Origin of the sequence: Caldimonas manganoxidans ATCC BAA-369, from assembly GCF_000381125.1 — a bacterium.
GTDB lineage: Bacteria > Pseudomonadota > Gammaproteobacteria > Burkholderiales > Burkholderiaceae_C > Caldimonas > Caldimonas manganoxidans.
This window is the reverse complement of the sequence record NZ_KB905950.1, coordinates 11,934-33,013: the sequence shown is the minus strand read 5'-3', so window position 1 is coordinate 33,013 and position 21,080 is coordinate 11,934. Positions and strand designations below refer to the sequence as shown.

The 21,080-nt window shown below is 67.7% G+C and carries 30 protein-coding genes and 2 pseudogenes; 7 read left to right on the top strand and 25 right to left on the bottom strand.

Features of this window, described 5'->3' with window-relative positions; all coding sequences use genetic code 11:
* Positions 1 to 5 precede the first annotated feature (5 nt).
* The 14 genes and pseudogenes from mads1 to F615_RS0112040 form a co-directional block, all read right to left on the bottom strand.
* A complete protein-coding gene (gene mads1 / locus F615_RS0112100) occupies positions 6 to 206 on the bottom strand; it encodes a methylation-associated defense system helix-turn-helix domain-containing protein MAD1 (protein WP_026330273.1) in 201 nt (66 codons plus the stop codon).
* An 86-nt stretch (positions 207 to 292) separates the two neighbouring features.
* A complete protein-coding gene (locus F615_RS0112095) occupies positions 293 to 772 on the bottom strand; it encodes a lysozyme (RefSeq protein ID WP_019561452.1) in 480 nt (159 codons plus the stop codon).
* A 27-nt stretch (positions 773 to 799) separates the two neighbouring features.
* Positions 800 to 1,285, bottom strand: a complete 486-nt coding sequence (locus F615_RS0112090) for a hypothetical protein (RefSeq protein WP_019561451.1) — start codon at positions 1,283 to 1,285, stop codon at positions 800 to 802.
* Positions 1,282 to 1,584 (bottom strand): DUF6127 family protein, encoded by a 303-nt coding sequence (locus F615_RS0112085; protein WP_019561450.1) that lies wholly within the window; start codon positions 1,582 to 1,584, stop codon positions 1,282 to 1,284. The genes F615_RS0112090 and F615_RS0112085 overlap by 4 nt, the downstream gene beginning before the upstream one ends.
* A 67-nt stretch (positions 1,585 to 1,651) precedes the next feature.
* Positions 1,652 to 2,002: a DUF2793 domain-containing protein gene (locus F615_RS0112080; RefSeq protein WP_019561449.1), complete on the bottom strand. Its 351-nt coding sequence runs from the start codon at positions 2,000 to 2,002 to the stop codon at positions 1,652 to 1,654.
* 12 nt (positions 2,003 to 2,014) lie between these two features.
* Positions 2,015 to 2,626 carry a glycosyltransferase family protein gene (locus F615_RS0112075; protein WP_019561448.1) on the bottom strand — a complete coding sequence of 204 codons (612 nt, stop codon included), beginning with the start codon at positions 2,624 to 2,626 and terminating at the stop codon, positions 2,015 to 2,017.
* Positions 2,626 to 4,899, bottom strand: a complete 2,274-nt coding sequence (locus F615_RS0112070) for a phage tail protein (protein ID WP_019561447.1) — start codon at positions 4,897 to 4,899, stop codon at positions 2,626 to 2,628. The genes F615_RS0112075 and F615_RS0112070 overlap by 1 nt, the downstream gene beginning before the upstream one ends.
* Positions 4,899 to 5,111 (bottom strand): hypothetical protein, encoded by a 213-nt coding sequence (locus tag F615_RS0112065; RefSeq protein ID WP_019561446.1) that lies wholly within the window; start codon positions 5,109 to 5,111, stop codon positions 4,899 to 4,901. Before F615_RS0112065 ends, F615_RS0112070 begins: the two co-directional genes overlap by 1 nt.
* Entirely contained in the window at positions 5,108 to 5,335 is a 228-nt protein-coding gene (locus tag F615_RS0112060) for a hypothetical protein (RefSeq protein ID WP_019561445.1), read from the bottom strand. Before F615_RS0112060 ends, F615_RS0112065 begins: the two co-directional genes overlap by 4 nt.
* 19 nt (positions 5,336 to 5,354) lie before the next feature.
* On the bottom strand, positions 5,355 to 6,128 hold the full coding sequence (locus F615_RS0112055; protein ID WP_019561444.1) for a DUF2163 domain-containing protein: 774 nt from the start codon (positions 6,126 to 6,128) through the stop codon (positions 5,355 to 5,357).
* Positions 6,129 to 6,139: 11 nt separating this feature from the next.
* Positions 6,140 to 7,003: a hypothetical protein gene (locus tag F615_RS20485; RefSeq protein WP_245558358.1), complete on the bottom strand. Its 864-nt coding sequence runs from the start codon at positions 7,001 to 7,003 to the stop codon at positions 6,140 to 6,142.
* Positions 6,997 to 7,740, bottom strand: coding sequence for a hypothetical protein (locus tag F615_RS20480; RefSeq protein WP_245558357.1), 744 nt, complete (start codon positions 7,738 to 7,740; stop codon positions 6,997 to 6,999). Before F615_RS20480 ends, F615_RS20485 begins: the two co-directional genes overlap by 7 nt.
* Positions 7,737 to 8,773 (bottom strand): annotated as a pseudogene (locus tag F615_RS19215) (hypothetical protein). Before F615_RS19215 ends, F615_RS20480 begins: the two are co-directional and overlap by 4 nt.
* Positions 8,774 to 8,792: 19 nt before the next feature.
* Positions 8,793 to 11,495: a coiled-coil domain-containing protein gene (locus F615_RS0112040; RefSeq protein WP_019561443.1), complete on the bottom strand. Its 2,703-nt coding sequence runs from the start codon at positions 11,493 to 11,495 to the stop codon at positions 8,793 to 8,795.
* A 60-nt stretch (positions 11,496 to 11,555) separates the two neighbouring features.
* Here F615_RS0112040 and F615_RS20735 point away from each other — a divergent pair, with 60 nt between their 5' ends.
* The 4 genes from F615_RS20735 to F615_RS0112020 all read left to right on the top strand — a co-directional run bounded on the left by F615_RS20735 (position 11,556) and on the right by F615_RS0112020 (position 13,225).
* On the top strand, positions 11,556 to 11,843 hold the full coding sequence (locus F615_RS20735; RefSeq protein ID WP_019561442.1) for a FitA-like ribbon-helix-helix domain-containing protein: 288 nt from the start codon (positions 11,556 to 11,558) through the stop codon (positions 11,841 to 11,843).
* The gene (locus F615_RS0112030) at positions 11,840 to 12,361 is read left to right on the top strand and encodes a protein NO VEIN domain-containing protein (RefSeq protein ID WP_019561441.1); all 522 of its coding nucleotides are present in this window, start codon (positions 11,840 to 11,842) and stop codon (positions 12,359 to 12,361) included. Before F615_RS20735 ends, F615_RS0112030 begins: the two co-directional genes overlap by 4 nt.
* A gap of 85 nt (positions 12,362 to 12,446) precedes the next feature.
* Positions 12,447 to 12,728: a type II toxin-antitoxin system TacA family antitoxin gene (locus F615_RS0112025; RefSeq protein WP_019561440.1), complete on the top strand. Its 282-nt coding sequence runs from the start codon at positions 12,447 to 12,449 to the stop codon at positions 12,726 to 12,728.
* Positions 12,725 to 13,225: a GNAT family N-acetyltransferase gene (locus tag F615_RS0112020; RefSeq protein ID WP_019561439.1), complete on the top strand. Its 501-nt coding sequence runs from the start codon at positions 12,725 to 12,727 to the stop codon at positions 13,223 to 13,225. Before F615_RS0112025 ends, F615_RS0112020 begins: the two co-directional genes overlap by 4 nt.
* A gap of 3 nt (positions 13,226 to 13,228) precedes the next feature.
* On the opposite strand, the gene F615_RS0112015 is transcribed toward F615_RS0112020, so the two are convergent.
* The 10 genes from F615_RS0112015 to F615_RS0111970 form a co-directional block, all read right to left on the bottom strand.
* Entirely contained in the window at positions 13,229 to 13,873 is a 645-nt protein-coding gene (locus F615_RS0112015; protein ID WP_026330270.1) for a DUF6441 family protein, read from the bottom strand.
* Positions 13,874 to 13,877: 4 nt separating this feature from the next.
* Positions 13,878 to 14,033, bottom strand: coding sequence for a hypothetical protein (locus F615_RS20185; protein WP_019561437.1), 156 nt, complete (start codon positions 14,031 to 14,033; stop codon positions 13,878 to 13,880).
* A 29-nt stretch (positions 14,034 to 14,062) separates the two neighbouring features.
* A complete protein-coding gene (locus F615_RS0112005; RefSeq protein WP_026330269.1) occupies positions 14,063 to 14,488 on the bottom strand; it encodes a DUF6631 family protein in 426 nt (141 codons plus the stop codon).
* Between the two features lie 10 nt (positions 14,489 to 14,498).
* A complete protein-coding gene (locus F615_RS0112000) occupies positions 14,499 to 15,251 on the bottom strand; it encodes a phage tail tube protein (protein ID WP_019561435.1) in 753 nt (250 codons plus the stop codon).
* A gap of 2 nt (positions 15,252 to 15,253) precedes the next feature.
* Entirely contained in the window at positions 15,254 to 15,457 is a 204-nt protein-coding gene (locus F615_RS0111995) for a DUF7210 family protein (protein WP_019561434.1), read from the bottom strand.
* A 7-nt stretch (positions 15,458 to 15,464) separates the two neighbouring features.
* Complete coding sequence (locus F615_RS0111990) at positions 15,465 to 15,890, bottom strand: hypothetical protein (protein WP_019561433.1); 426 nt, start codon at positions 15,888 to 15,890, stop codon at positions 15,465 to 15,467.
* Between the two features lie 10 nt (positions 15,891 to 15,900).
* A complete protein-coding gene (locus F615_RS0111985; RefSeq protein ID WP_019561432.1) occupies positions 15,901 to 16,179 on the bottom strand; it encodes a head-tail joining protein in 279 nt (92 codons plus the stop codon).
* Positions 16,179 to 17,201 (bottom strand): major capsid protein, encoded by a 1,023-nt coding sequence (locus tag F615_RS0111980; RefSeq protein WP_019561431.1) that lies wholly within the window; start codon positions 17,199 to 17,201, stop codon positions 16,179 to 16,181. The genes F615_RS0111985 and F615_RS0111980 overlap by 1 nt, the downstream gene beginning before the upstream one ends.
* A gap of 71 nt (positions 17,202 to 17,272) precedes the next feature.
* Complete coding sequence (locus F615_RS0111975) at positions 17,273 to 17,650, bottom strand: head decoration protein (RefSeq protein WP_019561430.1); 378 nt, start codon at positions 17,648 to 17,650, stop codon at positions 17,273 to 17,275.
* 3 nt (positions 17,651 to 17,653) lie between these two features.
* Positions 17,654 to 18,868, bottom strand: coding sequence for a S49 family peptidase (locus F615_RS0111970; RefSeq protein WP_019561429.1), 1,215 nt, complete (start codon positions 18,866 to 18,868; stop codon positions 17,654 to 17,656).
* A 62-nt stretch (positions 18,869 to 18,930) separates the two neighbouring features.
* Between F615_RS0111970 and F615_RS0111965 the strand changes: the two genes are divergently transcribed.
* The 3 genes and pseudogenes from F615_RS0111965 to F615_RS20470 all read left to right on the top strand — a co-directional run.
* A complete protein-coding gene (locus tag F615_RS0111965; RefSeq protein WP_019561428.1) occupies positions 18,931 to 19,164 on the top strand; it encodes a ParD-like family protein in 234 nt (77 codons plus the stop codon).
* Complete coding sequence (locus tag F615_RS0111960; protein ID WP_019561427.1) at positions 19,161 to 19,442, top strand: type II toxin-antitoxin system RelE/ParE family toxin; 282 nt, start codon at positions 19,161 to 19,163, stop codon at positions 19,440 to 19,442. The genes F615_RS0111965 and F615_RS0111960 overlap by 4 nt, the downstream gene beginning before the upstream one ends.
* Before the next feature lie 38 nt (positions 19,443 to 19,480).
* Positions 19,481 to 19,573 (top strand): annotated as a pseudogene (locus tag F615_RS20470) (DUF2905 domain-containing protein); the annotation flags it as partial.
* On the opposite strand, the gene F615_RS0111955 reads toward F615_RS20470, so the two are convergent.
* Positions 19,563 to 21,080, bottom strand: coding sequence for a phage portal protein (locus tag F615_RS0111955; RefSeq protein WP_019561426.1), 1,518 nt, complete (start codon positions 21,078 to 21,080; stop codon positions 19,563 to 19,565). The pseudogene F615_RS20470 and the gene F615_RS0111955 sit on opposite strands and share 11 nt — an antisense overlap.

Below are 21,080 nucleotides of genomic sequence, written 5' to 3'. Positions count from 1 at the left end.
GGCAGTCAATGGCCCGCCGCCGAATCGGATTCCTCCGACGCCTTGCCGGAGCGCACCCATTCGTCGACCTCGTCGGCCTTGAACTTCCAAAACCTCCCCACCTTGTGGGCCGGCATGTCCTTTTTCGCGATCCACGCGTAGACGGTGTCCCTGCTCACGCCGAGGTATTCGGCTATTTCCTCGACGGATAACCAACGATCGGCCATGGCGCTTTCCATCGCGTGGACTCCAGGACGCATATTGTCACAGGATTTGGGCCGGGTAAATGCGATTCATGCCGGTTCAGGTCGGTTCATGCCGATTCGTTGGTCGTCGATCGGTCGACCAACAGCTCGATTTCGGCTTCTCGGCGCATCACGAGTCCCGGCAGCACCTTGCCGCCACCGTAGACCCAGCGCCTCAGCTCTGTCGCGACAGCCTCCCAATCTCGCTGATTGACCCGCCGCCGCAACGTCGAGGTCTGCAGCCGCCCCGCCCCCAGGTTGAAGGTGAAGTCCACGATGGCTGCGAGCCTCCCCTCCGGCTCCGCGGCCAGCACCGGGCAGTACCGCAACGTGGCAGCAAGCGCCACCTTCAGATCCTGGGCAAGGTAGGCCTCGGCCTCGCCTTCCGTGATCGGCGGGTGCTTCGGATCGCACAGATGCCCGTAGCCGATGGTCCAGTAGCCGGCTGGGCAGACGTAGGGATGCGCACGGCCGGGGTCATGCTTGGGCACGCGATGGAAGCCCTCGAAGCGCTTGGCCAGCTCGATGGCTTGTGGAGGAATACGCATCTCTGGCTCTGAACTTGTAAGCGACACTTACCAGTTCGTGGGCCGCACCCGTTCGAACACGCGGCCGAGGAACCAGAAGTTCAGGACGCCGGCCCACAGGGCCTGGTCGGCCTCGGTCCAGGCGTGCAGGATCGCGGCGTCCCAGTCGCCACCGCCGTTGATCACACCTACGAAGGCTGCGGTCTTGGCGGCGCAGTAGAGGGCCATGAACCAGTAGGTGATGACGGGCCGCACGCTGCTGGAGAGCGCATCGGCCCACTTCACGCCAGACGTTCGGCCCTGCGCCACCACCGCCTCGCGCAAGGCCTCGATGGCGCCGGTGTTCCACGCCGCATCGGCACCCGCACCGATCTCGGCCATGCGCTGCGCGCCGCGCAGCTTCTCGAATTCCAGCGCCTTGTCCTGCATCGCCAGTTCATGGCTGCGCTCGCCCTTGCGGTCGAGCCACTTCAAGACCTCAGGCGCAAGGCGGAAGGCCCCACCAAGGAGGCCACCGAGCAAGGTCTCGATCATTGCGAGCCTCCCATCAGCTTCAACTTGATGGCGGCACCCACCAGCAGCGCGGCCAGGATGCCGGTGGTGATGAGCTTGACGGTGGTCTGCCACGCGGTGCGGCGGGCGTCGCGCCAGGCATCCAGCAGGTCGCGCAGTTCGCGGATGTCGCGCGCGGCGTGGCCGTTCTCGAGGCCGAGGTGGGCCAGCACCCGCTCGGCTCCCCGCTCGGCGGCGCGGTCGAGCAGGTCGTCGAAGTCCTCGCGGCGCAGGAGCAGCCTGTTCTCGACGAGTGCGGGCGGATGGGTCGGTTCGGTCATGGGCTTGTCTCCAAAAACGACGAACCCGCCACGCGGGCGGGTTCGGGGGTGACGGCGGGGTGCGGGGTCAGACGGAAATGCCGGTACTCCAGCCGCCCGCCTTGTAGACGGCGAGTCTGTCCTCGGCGGCAATAAAAGCCAGCCACCCGACCTTGGGCGCGTGGTACTCCCAGGCACCGTCGATCCACAGCGCGATCTGGTCGGCCCTGCCGGCCCAGGCGCCGGTGGCACCGGCTGGCACGATGTAGCGATCGCCATCGGTGGGGCTGGCGGGCGGCGTGGTCAGGCCGCGGTCTTTCACGGACAGGCCCACGATGGCACCCAGGCGCTTCAGGTTCGCGTCCATCCCGGTGTGCCAGCCGGACTCGCCCAGCGTCCAGCCGTAGGCGAGGCCCAGGTTCGGTTCAAACTTTGGCATCGGTTCAACTCCTCAAGGTGTCGCAAGACTCGGCAGTGACCCCAAAACCGTGCTGCGCGCGCGGCGGTGGTGTTGGTGCGGGTGCTGCCGCCAGTGGCGGCCGACGAGGGGCAGATGCAGCACGCGGCCGTGCCTGGCCACGAGGCGGGTGAGGAGCCAGTCGGCCCCCGCGTCGAAGTCCACAATGCGGTAGAGCACCGGCTCGACGGCGCTGCGGCGCATCACGATCAAGCCGTGGACATGGCTGGCCGAGTGGGCGTGCTGGAAGGCGCTGTAGGCCAGTCGCCGCACGCCGAGGGGGCGGCCGTCCTCGTCGATCAGCGCCTCGTCGGTGTAGGCCAGCACCGCCGAGGGGCAGGCTTCGAGCGCATCGGCCAGGGGCGCGAAGGCCGCGGCCTCGTAGCGGTCGTCGGGATCGACGCAGGCCACGAGCGGCAAGGTGCCTCGCGCGAAGCCCACCGCACGGGCCTCGCCGGTCCGCCCCGGAATGCCCGGTAGCACGTGCAACCGGATCGGCGCGCCGGCGAGGCTCGCCAGGCATTCCTCACGCCATCCGGCAGGCTCGTTCAGGGTGAGCAGGTGAACGTCGACGTGCGGCTGGGGGTGCATGTCGATCACCTGCATCACACCCCGCTCCAATGCTGCCCCCAACGCAGGCCATAGCCCGCGCGCGCAACGCTGCGCACCTGCGCCCGCCAACTCACGAGCCCCTGCCGCTCGGCTTCGATCTCGACGGTGACGGTATCGCCCGCGACGCCGGCATCCAGGGCGGCGCTGGCCACATCCCAGCTCCAGGATGTGCCGGTCAGACCACTGGCGCTGCGCACCAGCGTGCCGTTGCGATCGCGCACACGGACGGTGTAGGTGGTTCCGGGCTCTGGGCCGATATCGCCTTCGTCTTGTTGCACGAGATAGGCGGTCTGCTGGGTGCGGTCGCGGTGGGCCCAGGTGAGGGTGGCGTCACCGGCGACCACGGCCGGTTCGGTCTGGCCGTTGAGGCGGATGCGACCAGGGGGATACGGCAGAGCCTGCCGACCGGCCAGCACCATCGGCTGCCCATTGGCGGCCAACACGGCATCGCCTTGGCCGCTCGAGGTGCGGGGAACGGCGGCCACATAGACCGACTCGCCCGGGGCCCGCTCCGCACCTTCGGATGCCAGCCATTCGCCCACACCGATCAGCCGCGTGCCGGCGGCGTGCGCTTTGGGCGTGGTGTCGAGCACGCCGCGGGCGAGATCGACCGTGCCCGCGACAGCATCGAAGGCGAGGATCGCCACCGCTTCGGCAATGGCCCCACTGCCATCCACCAGATAGGCGTAGTCGCCCACGGCCAGTCGCTGCGGCTGGCTGAGGGCGGTCACCGGCACGCCGAGGGCATCGACCTCGCTGGCCGGCAAGGCGGCATCGAGCGTGAGCAAGGGGGCGTAGTCTTCGTCGGCGACGCCTTCGAGCGCGGATGCCGAGGCGCCAGTTCGAAGCTGCCAGTTGAGCTGACCCGTGCCGCCCGCACAGGCCAGCGCGCCGACATAGGTGTCGGTGTCGGTCAGGTAGGCCATATCCGCCCGGCTCAGACGCCGGGCCAGTTCCCAGTACGGCACCTCCACGGCCAGCACCAGTGAGGGTGGCAGTGGCTCGATGGTCGGCTCCTCGGGGCGCGGTGGTGGCGGCGACAGCACCGTGTCGTTCATCTCGAAGACGTCTTCCATCGCGTCGATGCGCCACTCGGCCGCGCCCAAGGCGCCGGTGTCGATGCCGGTGATGCGCACCGCCATGCGCTCGATGCCCAGGCGCGGCCAGTGCAGCAGGAACACGTCGCCCGGCAGGGGCGGCCGCTGCAGGGCACTGGGCACGATGGTCAGCGTCAGCCGCGCCAAGGGTGAGCCCAACACCCGCAGATCCCGCAGCGCCAGCCGCGCGGCCAGCGGCCCGTGGTTGACGCCCGGATAGTCGCGCCGCTGGTTGATCACCCCGCCCTGAAGCTGGATCGCTGCCAGGTTCTGCACGGACACGGAGGCTTGGCCGCCGGTGTGCCAATCGGTGTAGACCACCGTGATCTCGTTGGGCAGCTCGCCCCACTGGGCGCGCTCGAAGCGCTCCACGCGCACGATCTGGTCCGGACCCAGCCAGGGCAGCTCAGGGCTGTCGTCCAAGCCGCGCAGCAGCTTGAGCTCAAACGTGCCGCGTTGCGGGTCGGTGTAGAGGATGGCGCCGATGTGGTCGAGCACCTGGGCGATGAAGCTCTCGATGGGCTGCTGGCGCGTCCAGAGGAAGTTCAGCCCGAATTCCTCCTCCATGAGTTGCACGGCCGCATCTTCGAAGCTGGAGCCCAGGGCACTCATGGGGTAGCCCATGCCCCAGTGGGGATCGGTGAGGCACTGCACCAGGATGTGCGCCGGGTTCATGCCAACGCTGACGCGCTGGCCGCCTTCGTCCAAGCCGGTCACGTGCGCATAAGGCGCCATCCACGGCGCATCGTCATGCCAGCCTTCGCGGAATCGCCGCACGCGCACCGCCCAGGGCTTGAGGTAGGGGTTGTTGGCGGCCAGCAGGATCTTGCGCGCCACCAAGGACAGCACGCCGCGGAAGGCCGGAATATCCGCGCCGAGCTGTGCCATCAGGTAGTCGTTGCGGCCCTGGGTGGGTGCGCCGCTCATCACATCCACATCGCCCACGACGCCGCCTTCCCGACTGTCCCCGCCGAACAGGTCGGGCTGATGGATGTGCAGCCGCCCCAAGCCGCCGGTCGGAAGATCCGGCGCACGGCTGGCGTCGCCCCAGGCCGTGCGCTCGCCGATCTGGATTTCCTGCACCGCATCCACCGGCCCTTGGCACAGCACCAGGTGCAGGCCCATGCGGTAGCGGTAGCCGACGGTTTGCTTCTTGCTGCGGCCGCCCATCAGTTGTGCTCCTGCGGGCGGGCCTTCGCTTCTGCACAACTCACCACGCGCTGCGCCATCGCATCGCCGGTGGCCCGCAGGGTCGAGGCGGGAAGCCCTTGCGCGAGGAAGGCGCGGAAGTCCAGGCCCTGACGCGCAAACCAGGTGCGCGTGCCGTGCACGCAGAGCCCTGCGGCGCGCACGTGATCGATGGTGATGATGAGCTCACTCATTTCTTGCCGCCCTTCTTCTTGATCGGCTCGACGTCCAGATCGCCGTACCACACGACATTGGCCCCCTTGATCAGCACCGCTCCAAAGACGACGGGAATGGGCCGCCCCTGCTCGGCGGTGGGGGCATCGAAGTCGGAGAGTTCGGCCGGTTTGGGTGCGGGCGGCTTGGGCGCGAGCGCGGCCGACACCAGCGCAGCCACCACGATGACGACCAGGTACCACATGGCGCTTTTTCCTCGGGATTCAGAACACGCCCGTGGCGAACGGGTTCTTGAGGGGAATGAACGGGAAGCCGCCGTAGTTGGCGAGGTTGTCGAAGCGCTCGCGGCAGGTCGTCATGGTGTGGTCGCAGCCGGCCACGAGAACCACGGTGTGCCCGGCTTGCACCGCCACCGGATAGAGCAGCTCCACGGCGTCGACATATTCCGTGACGATCATGTAGCGCATGCCGGAAGCCGTCTCCAGCCAGCCCCCGGCCAGGGCGCCGCCGAGCGCAGCGGGCACGCCGCCGTCGAGGTACACGCGGCTGCCTTCGGTGTGCACAACCGTGGCGCTGGCGCTGACAGGGGTGGCGCCGCAGGCCTGCGAATACAGCACATGCGAGCAGGCGCGGCTGTACAGCCGTCGCAGGCCAATGCGCTTCAAACTCACCAGCGCAGGTTCGCAGCGGATGCGCGCGGCTTCATCGCTGACCTCGACGCCCAGCACCCGGCCCATCCAGCGGGCGCCGTCCAGTGTCCAGGTGTCGCTGTTCTCGGTAGAACGCCGCGCCATGCGCAAGACGACCTCGGTAGTGTGACCCAGCGTGGCGGCCCGCAGCAGATGGCGCACCACCGCATGGTCCGGCGGCAGGCTCAGCTCCAGCGCCGATTTGGCCGCCTCGGCCCCCAGCGCCAATGGGTTGCGCTGGATGGGCGCAGGCTGGTAGGCATCCCCGCCCATCTCGACCACGACTTCGTGGGGGGTGAGCCGGAAGACCTCGCTGCCGGAGAATTCGTAGAGCTCGACTTCGTGCATCGTTTGCCTCCTCAGGAGGGTGGCGGTTCTTCGCCGCCCGGTCCGCCGCCTGCTCCGTCTTCCTCGGTCATGCCGCGCTGCGGCGGCAACACGCGCAGCCTCAGCGAGATCTCGACGAGCCAGGGCGTGTGCCAGTGCAAGTCCACGGCGTCGTGGTCGAGTCGGCAGTGCACCAGCCGTATGAGGCGGCTGCCCGTGGGCACGGCGGCGTCCAATCCGCTGCGCAGCACCAGCACGCCGCCGTGGTCGTGGTGGTACGGTCCGGTCAGCACGTGCTGACGCGATCCATCGGGGTGAAGGATGATCGCCGCGGCGGGTCGATGCCAGTACGCCTGCGGGCCTGCGCCGCTGACGCGCAAGAAGCCGTCATCCGGTGCAGCGGCCCTGCTGACGCGCAACACCGGGGCCACGCCATCGGGCGACCAGCACTCGCCCACGCGGCCTTGCATGCGGTACAGCCGGGCGCGCCACTGTGCGATCTGCTGCGTCCCGGCGGCCAGATAGCGGCGCTGCAGCGTCGTCGTTGGCCAGGGATCGTCTCGCCGCAGCCAGGGGTCGGCCGGTGCGTGGTCCATCAGCGTGATCTCACCGCTGCCGGCGGCCTGCGGGTCGTGGCTCCAGTTCGCATCGGGCCACACGGGAAGCCCGTCCAGCATGGGGTCGGGCGGGTCGTCTTCGGGCTGCGGCGCCGATGCAACCGCCAAGCGGGCCCACACCTGCCCCTCAGCCACCCCTGGCCGCCACAGCGCCATGTCCTCTGTGGCATCGGCCACCCCACGCACCAAAGGCATGACCAGCGCCCCAGGGCCCAGCGGCCGCGCCAGCGGCTGCGCCAGCCACAGTCGCCCCGTCTGCACCTCGGTGAGGGTCAACACCTGCCAGCGCTCGGCCTCGATGGCCAGCGCCAGACAGTGCCGTCGCCCACCTCCCAGGACTGACCGTCACGATCCAGCACGGGCTGATGCTGCGCGGGCAGGAAGCCGTCCGGCACAATGCCCTGCGCATCGATGGCCACCGCGCCGGCCGGCACGGGCTGTTCCAGCACGACCGCATACTGCGGCAGCGGCCACCATGCAAGCGCACCGAGGTGGTCAGCCAGCCAGTCGACCACCAGTGCGTCGTGCGCGCTGCCGTGGCCCAGGCTGTAGCGCATCAGCCGGCGCGGCACGAACCGCTGCGCGCTGCGCACCTCCACACCGCTGGCGGTGCGCACGACCGAGGATTGCCACTGCAGCCGCTCCACCAGGGGGGTGGCCCAGTCATGGCGGAAGGCGAACACGCCGCACGGCGCATCCGGCCACGGGCTTTGCCCGAAGGCATCGATGGCAGACGTTCGCACGTCAGCCGCCGCGGTGTCGCGGCGCAGCACTTCGACGACGAAGGCCGCCGCAGCCACCGGCGGCTGCGGCCGTGTTGCGCCTTCGACGTACAGCAATGCGGCCTGCAGCGGCGGCTGCCATGGGCTGGCGGCGGTCTCGGCCGCGATGCCCGCAGCCGCCGCAGCGGCCGCCTGGGGCTGTGCCACGGTCTCTACCTCGAGCCGCGCTGCTGCGCCGCCGGCCACCGGCCGGCTGAGGACTTCGGCCAGCTCGTGCGAGACCTGTGTCGTCATGCCGACTCCACGCCGAACTCGGCCGCATTGAAGGCCGCTTCGGTCCACTGCACATTGCCGTTGGGGTTGCCCTCGAACATCGCCGTGTGCCAGGCCAGTTGCTCTTGCAACACGAGGTCGGCGCTGACGGCAGTCTGCGCACCGCTGGCCACGAGCCCACGCACACGGCCGTTGCCCGCATCGGTCTTGCGCGCCAGCATCGTGAGCTGCACGCCATGGATGGCCGGCGCGCTCATCGCCGGCAGCGGCGCGACATCGAAGGTCTGGCGCAGGCCTGCGGTGGCCGCACGGATGGCCGTGGCCTCGTTGCCGTCGCTGACCGCCGCCCAGGCGCTGGAGGCGCCTTCGACCGTCCACTGGTTCAGGCTGCCATCGCCTTGCACCTGCAAGGCATCGACGCGCACGTCGCCCAAGAAGGTGCTGTTGATCGGGCCGCCGACGTCGGCGAGGTAGAGATCGTCCACATCGACGGTGACCGGGCAATACGCCCCTGGCACGGCCCCCAGGAAGGCCGTCAACAGCGGCCCTCCGGTTTCGAGGGCGTACACCATCGTCTGGTAGATCGCAAGCACGCCGTTGACGCGCACGATGATGCTGCCAGTGCTCGACGAGGCTTGCATCTCGATGTAGTGCCAGCCTCGCACCGGCGCGCTGATGTTCGATTTGGAGATCCTCTGGTCATTCAGATACAGGCCGATCCGGCCGTCCTCGCAGAGGCTGACAAAGGTCATGACCGACCCATTGGCTTTGCGCACGCCCAGCAGCACCGGCATCAGGGTGGCGTTCTCGAACGGAGCGACGCGCACGGCGGCTCCGACGATGAGGTTGTTGACCCCCGCGGACAGGTTCTTCACATAGCCGCCGCCCGGTCCTGCGGGCAAGCGCAGGGCATAGGAGGATGGGCGCCGGCCGGCAATGCGCGTGGCCGCGGCGAGAGATAGTCGGCCTTGCCGCGCGCCAGCCACGGATCGCCAAAGGGGTCGAGTGCCTGGGGGTCGTAGTGGTCGAAGCCGTCGATGAACAGCAGTGCCATGGGACCTTCCTCTGAAAACTCAGCCTTGCAGCGCCGCGCGCACCGCCCGCGCGTTGCGCCCGATGATGTTGAGGATCACCCGCTCGCCGGCAGGGGTTTGCAGGTGGTCGTGGGTCACGCCCGGGTCGATGGCGTTGACGATGCGCACGGCGGTGTTGACCTGCGGCGCGGCCGGTTGCACCTGGACCTGGGGCACGAGTCCCCCGGCGGCAAAGGCCAGACGCTGGCCGTCCCAGGCGGGCGGCGTGCGCAAGCCGTTGATCGCATCCAGAAACGCCACCCCCACGCGCTGCACGGCGGCCGCCCGGATGACGTATTCACCGGCGGACAGACGTGCCGGGATGGAGTCTGAAGTGGAGGTACCCGGCCCGGTGACATAGCCGCCGGCAGCAAACTTCTTGATGTTGCCCAAGAGCGCCATGACGGCGGCCACCATCGCCGCCATCGCGGCGATGGCCAGCCCCGGGCCGACGATGGGGATGGAAGCCTGTGAGGCCGCCGCGCCGGAGCCGGCCGCCGCCGCGTTGGCGCTGACCGTGGCCGCCGCCTCGGCCTGCTTGGTGGCCACCGACTGGGCCGCTGCCGCTTGCTCGATGGCCTGCTCTTGCTGGGTGAAGCCGAGCTTGAGCGCCAGCATCCGCGCCTGCATCGCCACCCACTGCTGGAAGGGCTGCAGCACCATCTGCTGCAGGAAGGCGCCCGCGATGCTGCGGAAGATGTTGGAGAGCGCCTCACGCAAGGATTGCGCGCCGCTGATGATGCCTTCCACCGCCTGGCTGACGCCCTCGCCGATGCGGTTCCACACCGGGGCCAGCTCGTCGGTGACCAGGCGCGTGCGCTCCAGCTCGTTGCGGAAGGCCGCCACGCGGATCACCGCCTCCGGGCCGATGGCCTGCGCGGCTTGCTCCATCAACGGCAGCAGGCGCGCCATCTCCGTGGCCGACCGCTGCTGGAGGGCCACGATCTGCTGACGCGCCTGCGCTTCGGTCAGGAGTCCTGCCTGCTGCTGGGTCTGGATGGCCTCCTGCGCATTGCGCAGACGTTCGGTGACCTGCCGCCATTGCGCCTCCAGCGCCTCGAGGTTGGCCTGGGCAGCCTTGACGTTGCTCAGCCGGTCGATGACGGCGACGCCCGCCGCATCCCCCCCCGCGATCAGGCGGGCGCGCAGGTCCTGGAACCCGCGCTCGATCGCGGCGCGTCGGTCGGCATCGGTGGCGGTGCCGGTGATCTGGGCCAGTTCCTCGCGCGCGGCTTGCAGCGCCTCGGCCAGGTCCCGCTCGGCCTTGGATGCCTTGCGGGCATTGGCCTGCTCGATGTCGGCTCGGCGCTGATTGAGCGTGATCAGCTCGGCTTCCGCCTTGGCGACCTCGGCCTTGGCGCGCAGACGCTCGGACTCGCTCTTGCCGGAGGCGGCGACTTGCTGGCTGCGGGCCAGCTCCTGCTGCGTGCGCGCGATCTCGGCATCGAGCTCGCGCTGTTCGAGGGCCGTTTTCTGCGCGTAGTAGTCGCGGATCGAGATCAGACGGTCTTCGAGCGCAGCATCCAGCGCGGTTTGTTGCCGGGTCAGACCGTCCTTGAGCAGCGCGAACTCGGCATCCAGTTGCGCTTTCATCAGCGTGGTCTGCGCGCCGGTCGTGTCCTGCGCTGGCTTGACGGCTTTGGGTTTGGTCAGGCGTTGAAGCAGTTCCGGATCGGCCTGGATCTTGGGTGCTTTGACCTCGATGGGCTTGGGGTCGAACAGGCTGTCACGAAAAGACGCCAGTTCATTCAGCCGTTTGACCAGATTGCCCTTGAGGTCGGCAATGATGGCCTTGGCCCCGTCGGTATTGCCCTTGAGCGCTTCGACCGCCGCCGCAACACCAGCGCCGATGGCTTCGCCCAAGGCGACGAAGGCCTTGCCGACGGTGGCGGCACCCAGCGCCAGGGTCTTGAGCACCAGCACCACGCCATCCAGGATCGCGCGCAGCGTGCCGCCTTGCTTGGCCGACTCGACCATGCCACCGGCCATGTCATTCAGAGCGGGCAACAAGGACGCGATGATCTGGTTACCGATGCTGGTGGTGGCGAGTTTCAGCTTGTCGAGGGTATCGTTGAAATGGCCCGCCTGCGCCGCCGTTTCGCTGCTCATCTGCACGCCGAGCGCCTGCATCTCGGCGGCAAGCTCCTCGATGCCGTCGCGCCCCTGATTCAGGAATGGGATCAGCTCCGCGCCCGACTTGCCGAACAGTTGCACGGCCAGCGCAGTCTTTTCCGCGCCATCGGGCATGGCCTTGAAGCGCTCGGCCAGATCGAGCAGCACCTGATCGGTGGCGCGAAGCTGGCCGTCCTGGTGCTTGAACTCGACGCCCACCGCCGCGAAGTTGCGGGCTGCGTCCTCCGACCCGGTCGCGGCTTCCAGCATCGTGGTGGACAGCTTGCGCAGCCCCTTCTCGAACGATTCGCCGGAGACGCCGGACTGCTCGGCTGCCGGTTTCCACACCGACAGGGTCTCGACGCTGACGCCGACACGTTGCGACATCTCGTCCAGCGCATCACCAGTGTCGATGGCCGATTTGACCATCGCGGTCAGACCAGCCACGGAGACAGCCACCCCGAGGTTGGCCAGCACGCCGTTGACGCGCTTGGCGGCATCGGTCAGACCGCCAAGACCCCGCTGGATCGAGTCGAAGGCGGCCTTGGTCTGGTCGACGGCACTGATCAGGATTTGGGCACGGGCGGTCATGGTGCTGGACGGGAGTCTGGATCAAGCCTTGGAGTTCTTTCGGCCTGGACGTTCGATGTCATGGCGAATGCGGTGGGGATGTGGTGCAATGCAGCCATGCCTGAGCTATCCCTTCGCAACCTGCCTGCTGCCGTGCTGAGTGCTCTGCGCCAGCGCGCGGCGCGACACGGGCGCAGCCTGGAAGACGAGGCACGTGCGATCGTCGTAGCAGCTGTCCAAGCCGAAGCATCCCCGGCGCTGGGTACACTCCTGGTCGATGTCGGCCGAGATTTGAGGCTCACTGATGAGGAGGTGGCGCTGCTTGATCAGCGGGACCGATCCCTGTCTCGTGAAGTGCCCTTGGAATGAAGACGACCCGCGTCAGCAACGAGAAGAAGAACCTCAACCGCCTGGCCGGGGAATTCCTTGTCGCCTCGCGCCTGACTCAACGCGGATATATGGTGACCCTGCAGTGGGGAACCGCCATCGGCTACGACATCCTGGTGTTCGACAAGGTCGGGAACGTGGCGTTTCTCGAAGTGAAATCCTCAGCGCAGTATTCCCGCCGCTGGATCCTGCAGAAGAAGTACGCCGAGCCCAACACCGAGGCGATTCCGCTCGACCGTCGCTTCATCTGCTGTGTGGACTTGGCCGTGCCGCAGGGCGAGCCGCGGGTCTATGTGTTCCCGGCTGCCGTGGTAGCTCGGGGACTGCACTACTACTTCAACGGCCAATTCCCAAATAGCGACAGTTACCACCTCTCGCTCGACTTCAAACCGCAAGGCCGCACCAAAGAGGATGGGGTACAGACGGTGGGGAGGTTCATCGATGCCGAGCGCTACCTGGAAGCCTACTCCGCCCTCGGCATCCAGCCGGTCGTTACTTGAGATCGGCCATTCTCCCACGAGTCAGCATGCCGGCTGGCAATGTACGGCAATTTGCCGTATGATTGGCGTCAGGAGGACGACCCCCATGGCTGCCCATACCACCACCGCCCGGCTCGAAGCGCGCATCAGCGCGGATCTGCATGCGCTGCTCAAGCGCGCGTCCGAGCTGCAGGGGCGCACGATGACCGATTTCGTCGTCTCGGCTGTGCAGGAAGCCGCCCAGCGCGCCGTCGAGCAGGCCGAAGTCATTCGACTGTCAGTTGCCGATCAGGAATGCTTTGCCCAGGCTTTGCTGTCACCGCCCACCCCGGCCCCGGCCCTCAAACGCGCCTTCACGCGTCGCCGCAAACTGCTGCACGCTGAATGAGCCGGGCCCCGTTTCGCGTGGTGCCACTTACCGCCACGCACGACCGCTCGGCCTTCGATTGCGACAGCCCGGTGCTGAACCGCTACCTGCGCGAGCAGGTCTCGCAGGACGTGCGCCGCCGCGTTGCCGCCTGCTTCGTGGCCGTCACCGACGATGGCTGCATTGCGGGCTACTACACCTTGGCCTCGGCCAGTCTGTGGCTGGGCGACTTGCCGCCCAGCATCGCCAAGAAGCTGCCGCGCTATCCCACAGTCCCCGCCGTGCGCATGGGACGTCTGGCGGTGGATCGCCGCTTTCAGGGCCAGGGACTGGGTGGCGCGCTTCTGGCGGATGGGGTGGCACGCACCGCCCGCGCCGAGATTGCAGCCTACGCGCTGACGGTCGATGCCAAGGACGAAACGGCTGCGAGCTTTTACCGACATCACGGATTCATCACCTTGCCCGAGTCACCGCTGACCTTGTTCCTGCCGTTGGCGACGGTGCGCGGCCTGCTCTGACCCTCAAAGCCTGCCAAGCTCCCGCTCGATCGCCCGAGCCAGTGCAGGCAAGGCACGTTGCACGCCACCGGCCAGATTCAGTCGTCGTTTGAGGTCGACGCGGCGGACCAACGTCGCGATGGGAATCTCCTGGCCGCGCTTGATCTGCTTGGTCCCGGTGCGAGCTCGCTCAGCGCGCTTGAAGCGGCCCAGCTGCGCGGCGTTCTCCTTGATGTTCTCGGCCATCAGCAGCACGCGGCCGTTCTTCTCGACGAAGAAGGCATTGCCCGAGCGCATCAGGCCGTCGATGACCGCTTTGAAGCGCTTGGGGCCGATGCGTCCCGGCAGCACCGGGATCAGCAAATTGCCGCTCACCGTGCCGCCCTGGGTGTGGATGCCGAGCCACGGAATGCGGCTGCCCACCCATAGCGCTGGCAGGCGATCGGGCTTCTGGTCGAACAGCTTCACGCCCATCGAGGCAATGAAGCTGTTGCGCTTGACCGTGAAGGCACTGCGCATCTCGGATCGCGCCGCGTCCCGCACCTCGCGCCCGCCGGACTGCATCCCCTTGGCGACGGCGGTGTGGATGGCGCGACGCCGCTCGCTGCTCCACGCCGCCAACTGGCGCGCTTCTAATAATAGCCCGGTGGTGGTCAGAGACAGGCGCACGTTTTCAGTCCTTGAGCAGATCGCGTTGCAGTCGTTCGATGCCGCGTTTCTCGCCCTGTGCTGCTACGGCATGAATGCCGAGTAGCTGGGCGAGTTGCTGCCGTTCGATCCGGCCGTCGGCCTCCACAAAGGCCCGCACCTGCGTGAGCGTGTAGCCCATCACGTCGTCCAGGCGGTGCCCGGCGCGGATCAGGCGGGCGACGGCACTGTCCCAGGAGGATTGCCAGCCGAGTTCGTCAGCGAGCGCAGCGTCGGGGCGAGTCGCTGGGCTGCGCCCTGAACCGCCGGGACGACGTGCGCCACGAAAAAATCCGCATTCACCTCGAACACGGCGGCGGCCAGTTGCACCGCATCTTCCAGCGACAGATCGTTGATCCACGCCCGCTCACGCCGGGTGGTGATCGCCAACAAATCCAGCACGGCCTCGCCATGTCGCCCCAACAGATCGAGCCAATCCGGCTCGGCCGAAAGATCGGCGGCCAGCGGGCGCACCACGGCCAGCAGGCGTGGCAACTCACCCAGCCGGATCGGCGTCAGTTCCAGCGCGGTGCCGGACAGCGTCACGATCTTCGGCGTGGGCGGGAAGGTCTGGAAATCGGTGCTCATGTGGGTCATCGCCATCCCCTTACAAGAGCACGAGGCGTCCGAACTGGCCCAAGTCGCCGTCGGCGGGCTTGGTCAGATCCGCCAGCACCTGGCCCGACAACTCGAACTTCAGCAGTTCGTCCGTGATGATCGAGAGTTCTTTCGCCGGGTTGATGGCCACGCGGTACAGGTCGATCACCACCTCGCGGTTGCCGTCGGCGGTGTTGAGCCCCTCGAAGCGGATCCAGCGTTCGGGCAAGGCTTGCGTGAACATCGCCGTGCTCTGCGCCCCGCCATAGGCGTAGTCCACCGTGAAGGGCTCGACATAGGGGCCGCCGGTGGTGACGTCCAGCATCACCAGCGACCCATGCTTGGCATTGACGCTGTACTGGCTGACCGGCAGCGTCCGGGGCGTGGCGTCCGAGTCCTGGATCTGCACGGCAGAGACGTTCTGGTGTGCGAGCGGATACAGACTGCCCGGGGTGACCGGATTGGGCAGCCGCTCGCCGGTCACCGTGCCGGGGGTGATCGTGGTCGTGATGCCGTAGAGCGCGAGCGCCAGGTTGGTGGCGATCAGCTCTTCCAGCGTGCAGGCGAACTCGCCTTTCTTGGTCTTGATCAGTTGCAGGTCGGTCAGGCGCTGACCCGACTGCGCCTCCTGATGCTCGATGGTGTCCACCGACAGCGATACCTTCAGCTCAGGCACGTTGCCGACGAAGGTGAGGCCTGCCGGGTTGCCGTCGATGTCGCGCGCGCCGATGTAGACGCGGCCTTGTCCAGAGAAGTAGGCCATGGTCAGTCTCCTTGGGTGGCTGCAGTGGCGGACACACCGGACGTGGCATCACGGCGGATGGATTTGGAATCGGTGGCAGGGGTGGCCGCTTTGGCCGTGCCTTGCGCGATCAGCCAACGGGCGCTGGTCTCGGTGAGTTCAAGGCGCTCACCCACTTTGAGGCGTTTGCCCGCGTGGGTATGGGGTTTCAGTAGTTCGATGTGCATGTGGGATTCATCCTGTTTGGGTGAGGTCGATGGCGTGGGTGCGGTAGCGGATCTCGTAGCGGGCGGGCAGCAGCACGGCCCCGGCGTCGGCGTCGTCGAACTCCCATTCGCAGTCGATCTCGCGCACGGCGATGGAGAGCCCCCCGAGGTTCGGGTCGGCGAGCATTGCCGCGTGGGCCGCGGTGAGCAGCCGGTCGGCGACGTCGAAGGCATCCGCACCGCGGGCGACCACGGCAAGCCGGACAGACAGCTGCCGGTCGACGAGATGGTTGGCGTGGGCCGTGATGCTGTCGCCCTCGACGAACAGCAGCAGCGCCGGACTGGCCTCGCGGGTGACCGGCACGGCCGGCATGCGCAGCACCGGCACCGGTGCAATCGCCGAGGACAGGCGTGCGACGACCTCCCGCAAGAGGCGCTCGCGGACGGAGTTCATGTCAGTCACCTCAGAGTCGAGAGAGCCAGGCGCGATGCTCGGTGCCGTCGCCGATGGCGCGCACCTCGCGCACCTGATAGGGGTGGCCTGCCACCTCGACGGTGTCCCCGACCGCCAGCGTCAGCCAGGCCGCCGGGTAGTCGATCTGGTAGTCCCGCGACAGCGCCAGCCCATCCAGCACGGTGTCATCCGGGGCACGGAAGGCGCAGGGCACGGTGGTGCCCGCCACCGTGACGGGGGTCAGCAGTCCTGCACTGCGGGCCGCTTCGTACAGCGTCGCGACATCCATCAGGCTGCAACGAGCTTGATCAGCACGCCCGGGCGGTGGCACATCGGCAGCGGGTTGCTCTGCGTGTGCAGATCGGTGCCGCGGTCGAACTTGCGCGGCTCCTGTTTGGCATACAGCGGCTGGCCGAGGGTGTTCACCGTTTCATTGAAATCGGCCGGCGCGAAGTAGGTGGCGAAGGTGTCCACCGTCCCCAGCGGGAAGGCGTGGGCCTCGCCGGCGGCGATGAAGCGGCGCGTGCCCAGCGTGCCGTCGGCTTGCACGAAGGACGCCTGGCCCCGGTACTCCTCGAAGGTGATGCCGCTGTAGCTGAAGCCTGCGCGCATGTCGTTGATGAGCACCGCGCCCTGCTGCCAGTTCTGGTAGGCGGTCCGGACCTCCTTGTGGGTGGTCAGCGCCCGGAAGAACTCCGGCGAGCACAGGACGTGGATGCCGGTCGAGAACTCGCCCGCCAGGGCTTCGTCCATCAGGCCCAGGAGTTCCAGGCAGGCACTCTTGATCTGGCCGTTGTCCGCGGCGGTGGAGAACTCGAAGGCCACGCTCTGCGCCGTGATGTCGAACTCGTCGAACAGATCGACCAGTTCGCTGCCGTCGGCATCCAGGATCTTGCCCTTGAGCGCGCCCATGCGCAGATGCTCCTGGGTGATGGCGTGCTTGTTGCGCATGGTCTCCAGGTGGCGGGCCATGACGCCGGCGATGGCCTCCGTCTCGGTCTCCGAGCCGAAGGCGCGGATGCCCTGCACTTCCTCGGGCAGCACCACGTCGTCGTGCGGGATGTGCGGGATCACGAAGGAGCGCAGCCGGCGCTGCCCACGCTCGCCGACCGTCCCCGGCGAGCCCGGCGGTTTGGTCGGCAGCAGGTTCAGGCGCCCGGCGTACTCCTCGACGATGATCTGCCGGGTGCGCACCGGTTTGGCCGGGAACAGGTTCAACTGCTCCAGCCGCCCGTAGCGGTTGGGCAGGAGGTTGATGGCGGCGGTGAGGCTGGCCATCGAGAAGCCGGGGTGGTCGAAAGGGTTCTGCATGTCGGGGCTCCAGAAACAGCCAACCCGCCAGGCGGCGGGTCGTGCGGGGTGAGATCGGGATGGGAGGGCGGTCAGGCGCTGTCGCGCACCAGGATGCCGCGCGCTTGCAGTTGGGCGATGGCGGCCGCCTGTTGCGCGGCGGTGATGCCCGCAGGCCAGACGAGCGCGCCTCGGGCCACGATGGCGTGACGGGCGATCAGGATCGCGTCCTCGCGGTCGATCAGCGTCGCATCGACCTCGTTGCCGAGCACGCCTGCGGCGATTTCCGTGCCGTCGCTGGCGCTGGGGTCGAGGGCCTTGAGCTTGCCCGTGGCCGCATCGAGGCCGACCACGCTGCCCAGCGGCAGGTGCTGCGCGGCCGCGACGGTGGCCTGCTCGCGCGAGTAGAGATTCGGCGCTTCGTACTTGAGCAGGTCGCCGAGGTTCTTGGGTTGAGAGACGGACGGCATGGCTTACTCCTTGGGGATGAGTTTTTTGACGGCGGCGACCACGGGAGAGGCCTCAGGTCGCAGGTTGGCTTCGATGCCGGCATCCGGCAGGATGGCCGAATGGATGCGCGCGGCTTCCGACTGGGAAGCCTTGGCCTCGATGAGCAGCTGGCGTACCTCCGCCTCGCTCTTGCCTTCGGCAATCAAGGCGGCGGCCTTGTCCGGGCAGCCGGCGATCAGACACAACTCGGCGATGGCCTGGGCGGATTGGGTTACCTCGCGGCGAGCCTCGGCCACCAAGACGGCGGCCTGATCCACGCCGATCATTTCGCTGGTTTCTTCGAGAGACATCTCGTCCTCCTGTAAGTGCGTCGCCCCGGATCGTGTCAAGCTCCGAGTCGGGGGCGCCTTGCGGCCTCGAGAGCTGAGGTAAGTCGAGAAATCGGCGAGCGTCGCCTCCAGCGTGCCGACCGCGTCGGCAAGGCCAGCAGCGACGGCGTTCGGACCGAAGTAGAGGGCGGCCTCGGTGGCGCGCACCGCCGACTCCGACAACCCGCGCATGGCGGCCACATGGCCGACGAAGAGGTCGTAGAGCCGGTCGACCTCGGCCTGGAGTTCGGCTTTCGCGGCGTCGGTGAGCGGCTCGTGGGGTGAGAAGTCGTTCTTGTGCGCCCCAGCCGTGATCGCCGTGTAGCGGTAGCCGTCATTGGCATCCTTGACCGACTGGTCGATGTGCAGCGCGATCACGCCGATTGAGCCGACACCGCCGGTCTCTGTGACGACAAGACGATGCGCGGACGCTGCGATGGCGTAGGCCGCCGAGAATGCGGAATCATTCGCCACCGCCCAGACGGGTTTCAGCGCGGCAGCCTCGCGCACGCGGCGGGCCAGTTCGAAGCTGCCCGAGGCTTCGCCCCCCGGCGAATCGACATCCAGCAGAATGCCGGTGACGCCTGGGTCGGCCAGCGCCGCATCGAGCATCGTGCCGATGTCCTGGTAGCTCGTCAGTCCTGAGGCTGCATCCAGCCCGATGGTCCGTTTCACAAGGGTGCCGTGGATCGGAATCACGGCGATACCTGGGGGTGAGGCAGGTGCGGCGCGCGGCGTCGGCAGAGCCAGATCGGCTTGCGGAGCACAGACGCCAAGACGCTCTGAGAGCACGGCCAGAATCACATCGAGCTTGGCGCGATGGACGAGCAAGGGCATCCCAAAGATGCGGGAGGCGAGATGGGACAGCATGGGGTTGAACTCCCTGGGGAGGCTTACTACAATTGTGGTAACCCGATTTCAGCGGGGACGCCATGACGACATCGACTTCCATCCGCATCGACCAGAAGCTCTACGAGCAGGCACGCAGCGAAGCCCTGGCCGAACATCGGACCATTGCCGGCCAGATCGAGTACTGGGCCAAGGTTGGTCGCGCTGCCCTGGACAATCCCGATCTGCCGGTGAGTTTCATCGCCGAGTCGCTGGCCTCGCTGGCCGAGCCGCGCGAGGACGCCACGCCCTTCGTGCCCCGTTCGCGCCGGGCATGAGCTACGGCCTCAGGCAAACGCGCCGCTTCGCCCGCGCCTACAAGAAGCTGCACGACAACGTCGCGGCAGACGTCGATGCCGCCGTCGAGGTCGTGGCCGCCGATCCCTCGGTGGGCGAGCGTAAAAAGGGCGATCTGGCCGATTTGTTCGTCTACAAATTCCGCAGCCAGAATCAGCTCTACCTCTTGGGCTACACCGTCGATGACGAAGTCCGGCTGATCTATCTGGAAGCAGTCGGCCCGCACGAGAACTTCTATCGCGACCTCAAGCGCCGCTGATACAACGTCTGCTGATCTTCCTTGGCATAGCACTCGTCGTGGTGGGTCTGCTGTGGCCCTGGCTGTCGAAACTGCCCTTTGGCCGCCTGCCCAGCGACATCCACATCGAGCGCGAGCACTTCAGCTTCCACTTTCCGCAGACGACATCGATTCTGCTGTCGCTGCTGCTGACCCTGGTGCTGTGGTGGTGGCGGAAGTGAGCTCGTGTCGCGGGTCGGAGTCAAACACCAGTCCGAGCGCATCGGCGCGCCGATTGTCGGCCGCGATCTCACGATCGACATCCTCGGCGTCGTAGCCGAAGGCCGAGATGGCTTCCGAGCGCGACAGCAGCCCGGCGCGGATGGCGGTCAGCATCGCGTCGAACTCCTTCTTGGGATCGACCCACTGCCAGCCCTGCGGAATCCACTTGGCCGACAGGTACTCGCGCTTCCTGGCGCTGAACTGTGGCAACGCCAGCGCGCCTTCCAGAACGGCTTGTTCCATCCAGGCCCGCCAGATCGGGCGGCACAGCTGGTGGACGATCACCCCATGCTGGATGGCCTCGCAGCGCCGGCGAAACTCCAGCAGCCCGGCGCGGATGCTGGAGTAGTTCACCTGGGTGAGATCGCCGGTCAGCATCTCGTAGGTGATGCCCATGGCCGCGGCCACCGCCCGGAACTGCTGGCGCATGAACTCGGCGTAGGAACTGCCGACATCGGCCGGTGCCGAGAACTTGATGTCCTCGCCGGGCTCCAGAATCTGCAAGGTGCCGGGTTCGAGCCCCGCGAGTGCCGCGCCCTGGGCGTCCGGCAGTCCTTCGCCCATCAGGCTGTCCTCGGGGCTCATCCGCGTGATGAAGCCGGCGAACATCGCGGCGGTTTTCTTGCGCACCAGTTCGGCGTCGTCGTACTGGTCGAGTTCGTGGAGCTTGACCAGTGCACGCGCCAACCACGGTTCACCGCGGATCTGGCCGGGGCGCAAGGGGCGGAACAGGTGGATCAGCTCCTGCGCCGGCACGCGCACCGTCTCCATCCCGCCCGTGCCGGACATCGGCGCGAGACTTCCATCGCCCGGATGCGAGCGGTACAGGTGATAGGCCACCCGCCGCCCGAGCTTGTCGAACTCGATGCCCGCGCGGATCACGTTGCCCGAGGCCAACTCCTGATTCAGCGTGGCGGGCAGGTGTTCGGGTTCGAGCACCTGCAATTGCAGGCCGACCGGCAGGCCATCTTCCGGGCGGCGGTAGCGCAGCCGCACCAGACACTCGCCACCCTCGACCATCGCGCGACAGGCCAAGGCCTGCAGGCCATAGAAATCGGTCAAGCCGGCCGCATCGGCGTCCTCGCACCAGTCCCACCACAGCGCATGGATGGCTTCGCGTACGGCCGCATCGGTCACCATGCTCTGCGGCTTGATGCCGGTGCCGATGGCGTTGGCGACGAAGGCCTCGACGCCGGCGGCGGCCCAGGCATTGCGGCGTACCAGATCGCGGCTCTTGGCGCGCAGTTCGTTCTGGGTGAAGGCCAGCGCCGCGACCGCCCCCGGATTGCCGACCTGCCAGGCCAAGGCGCGACGGCCGCCGCCGATGCCGTCGTAGAGCGGGGTACTGCCGAGCAGGCTTGCGGCCAGACGGCGCCGCAGTGGCTTGAGCCAGGCCAT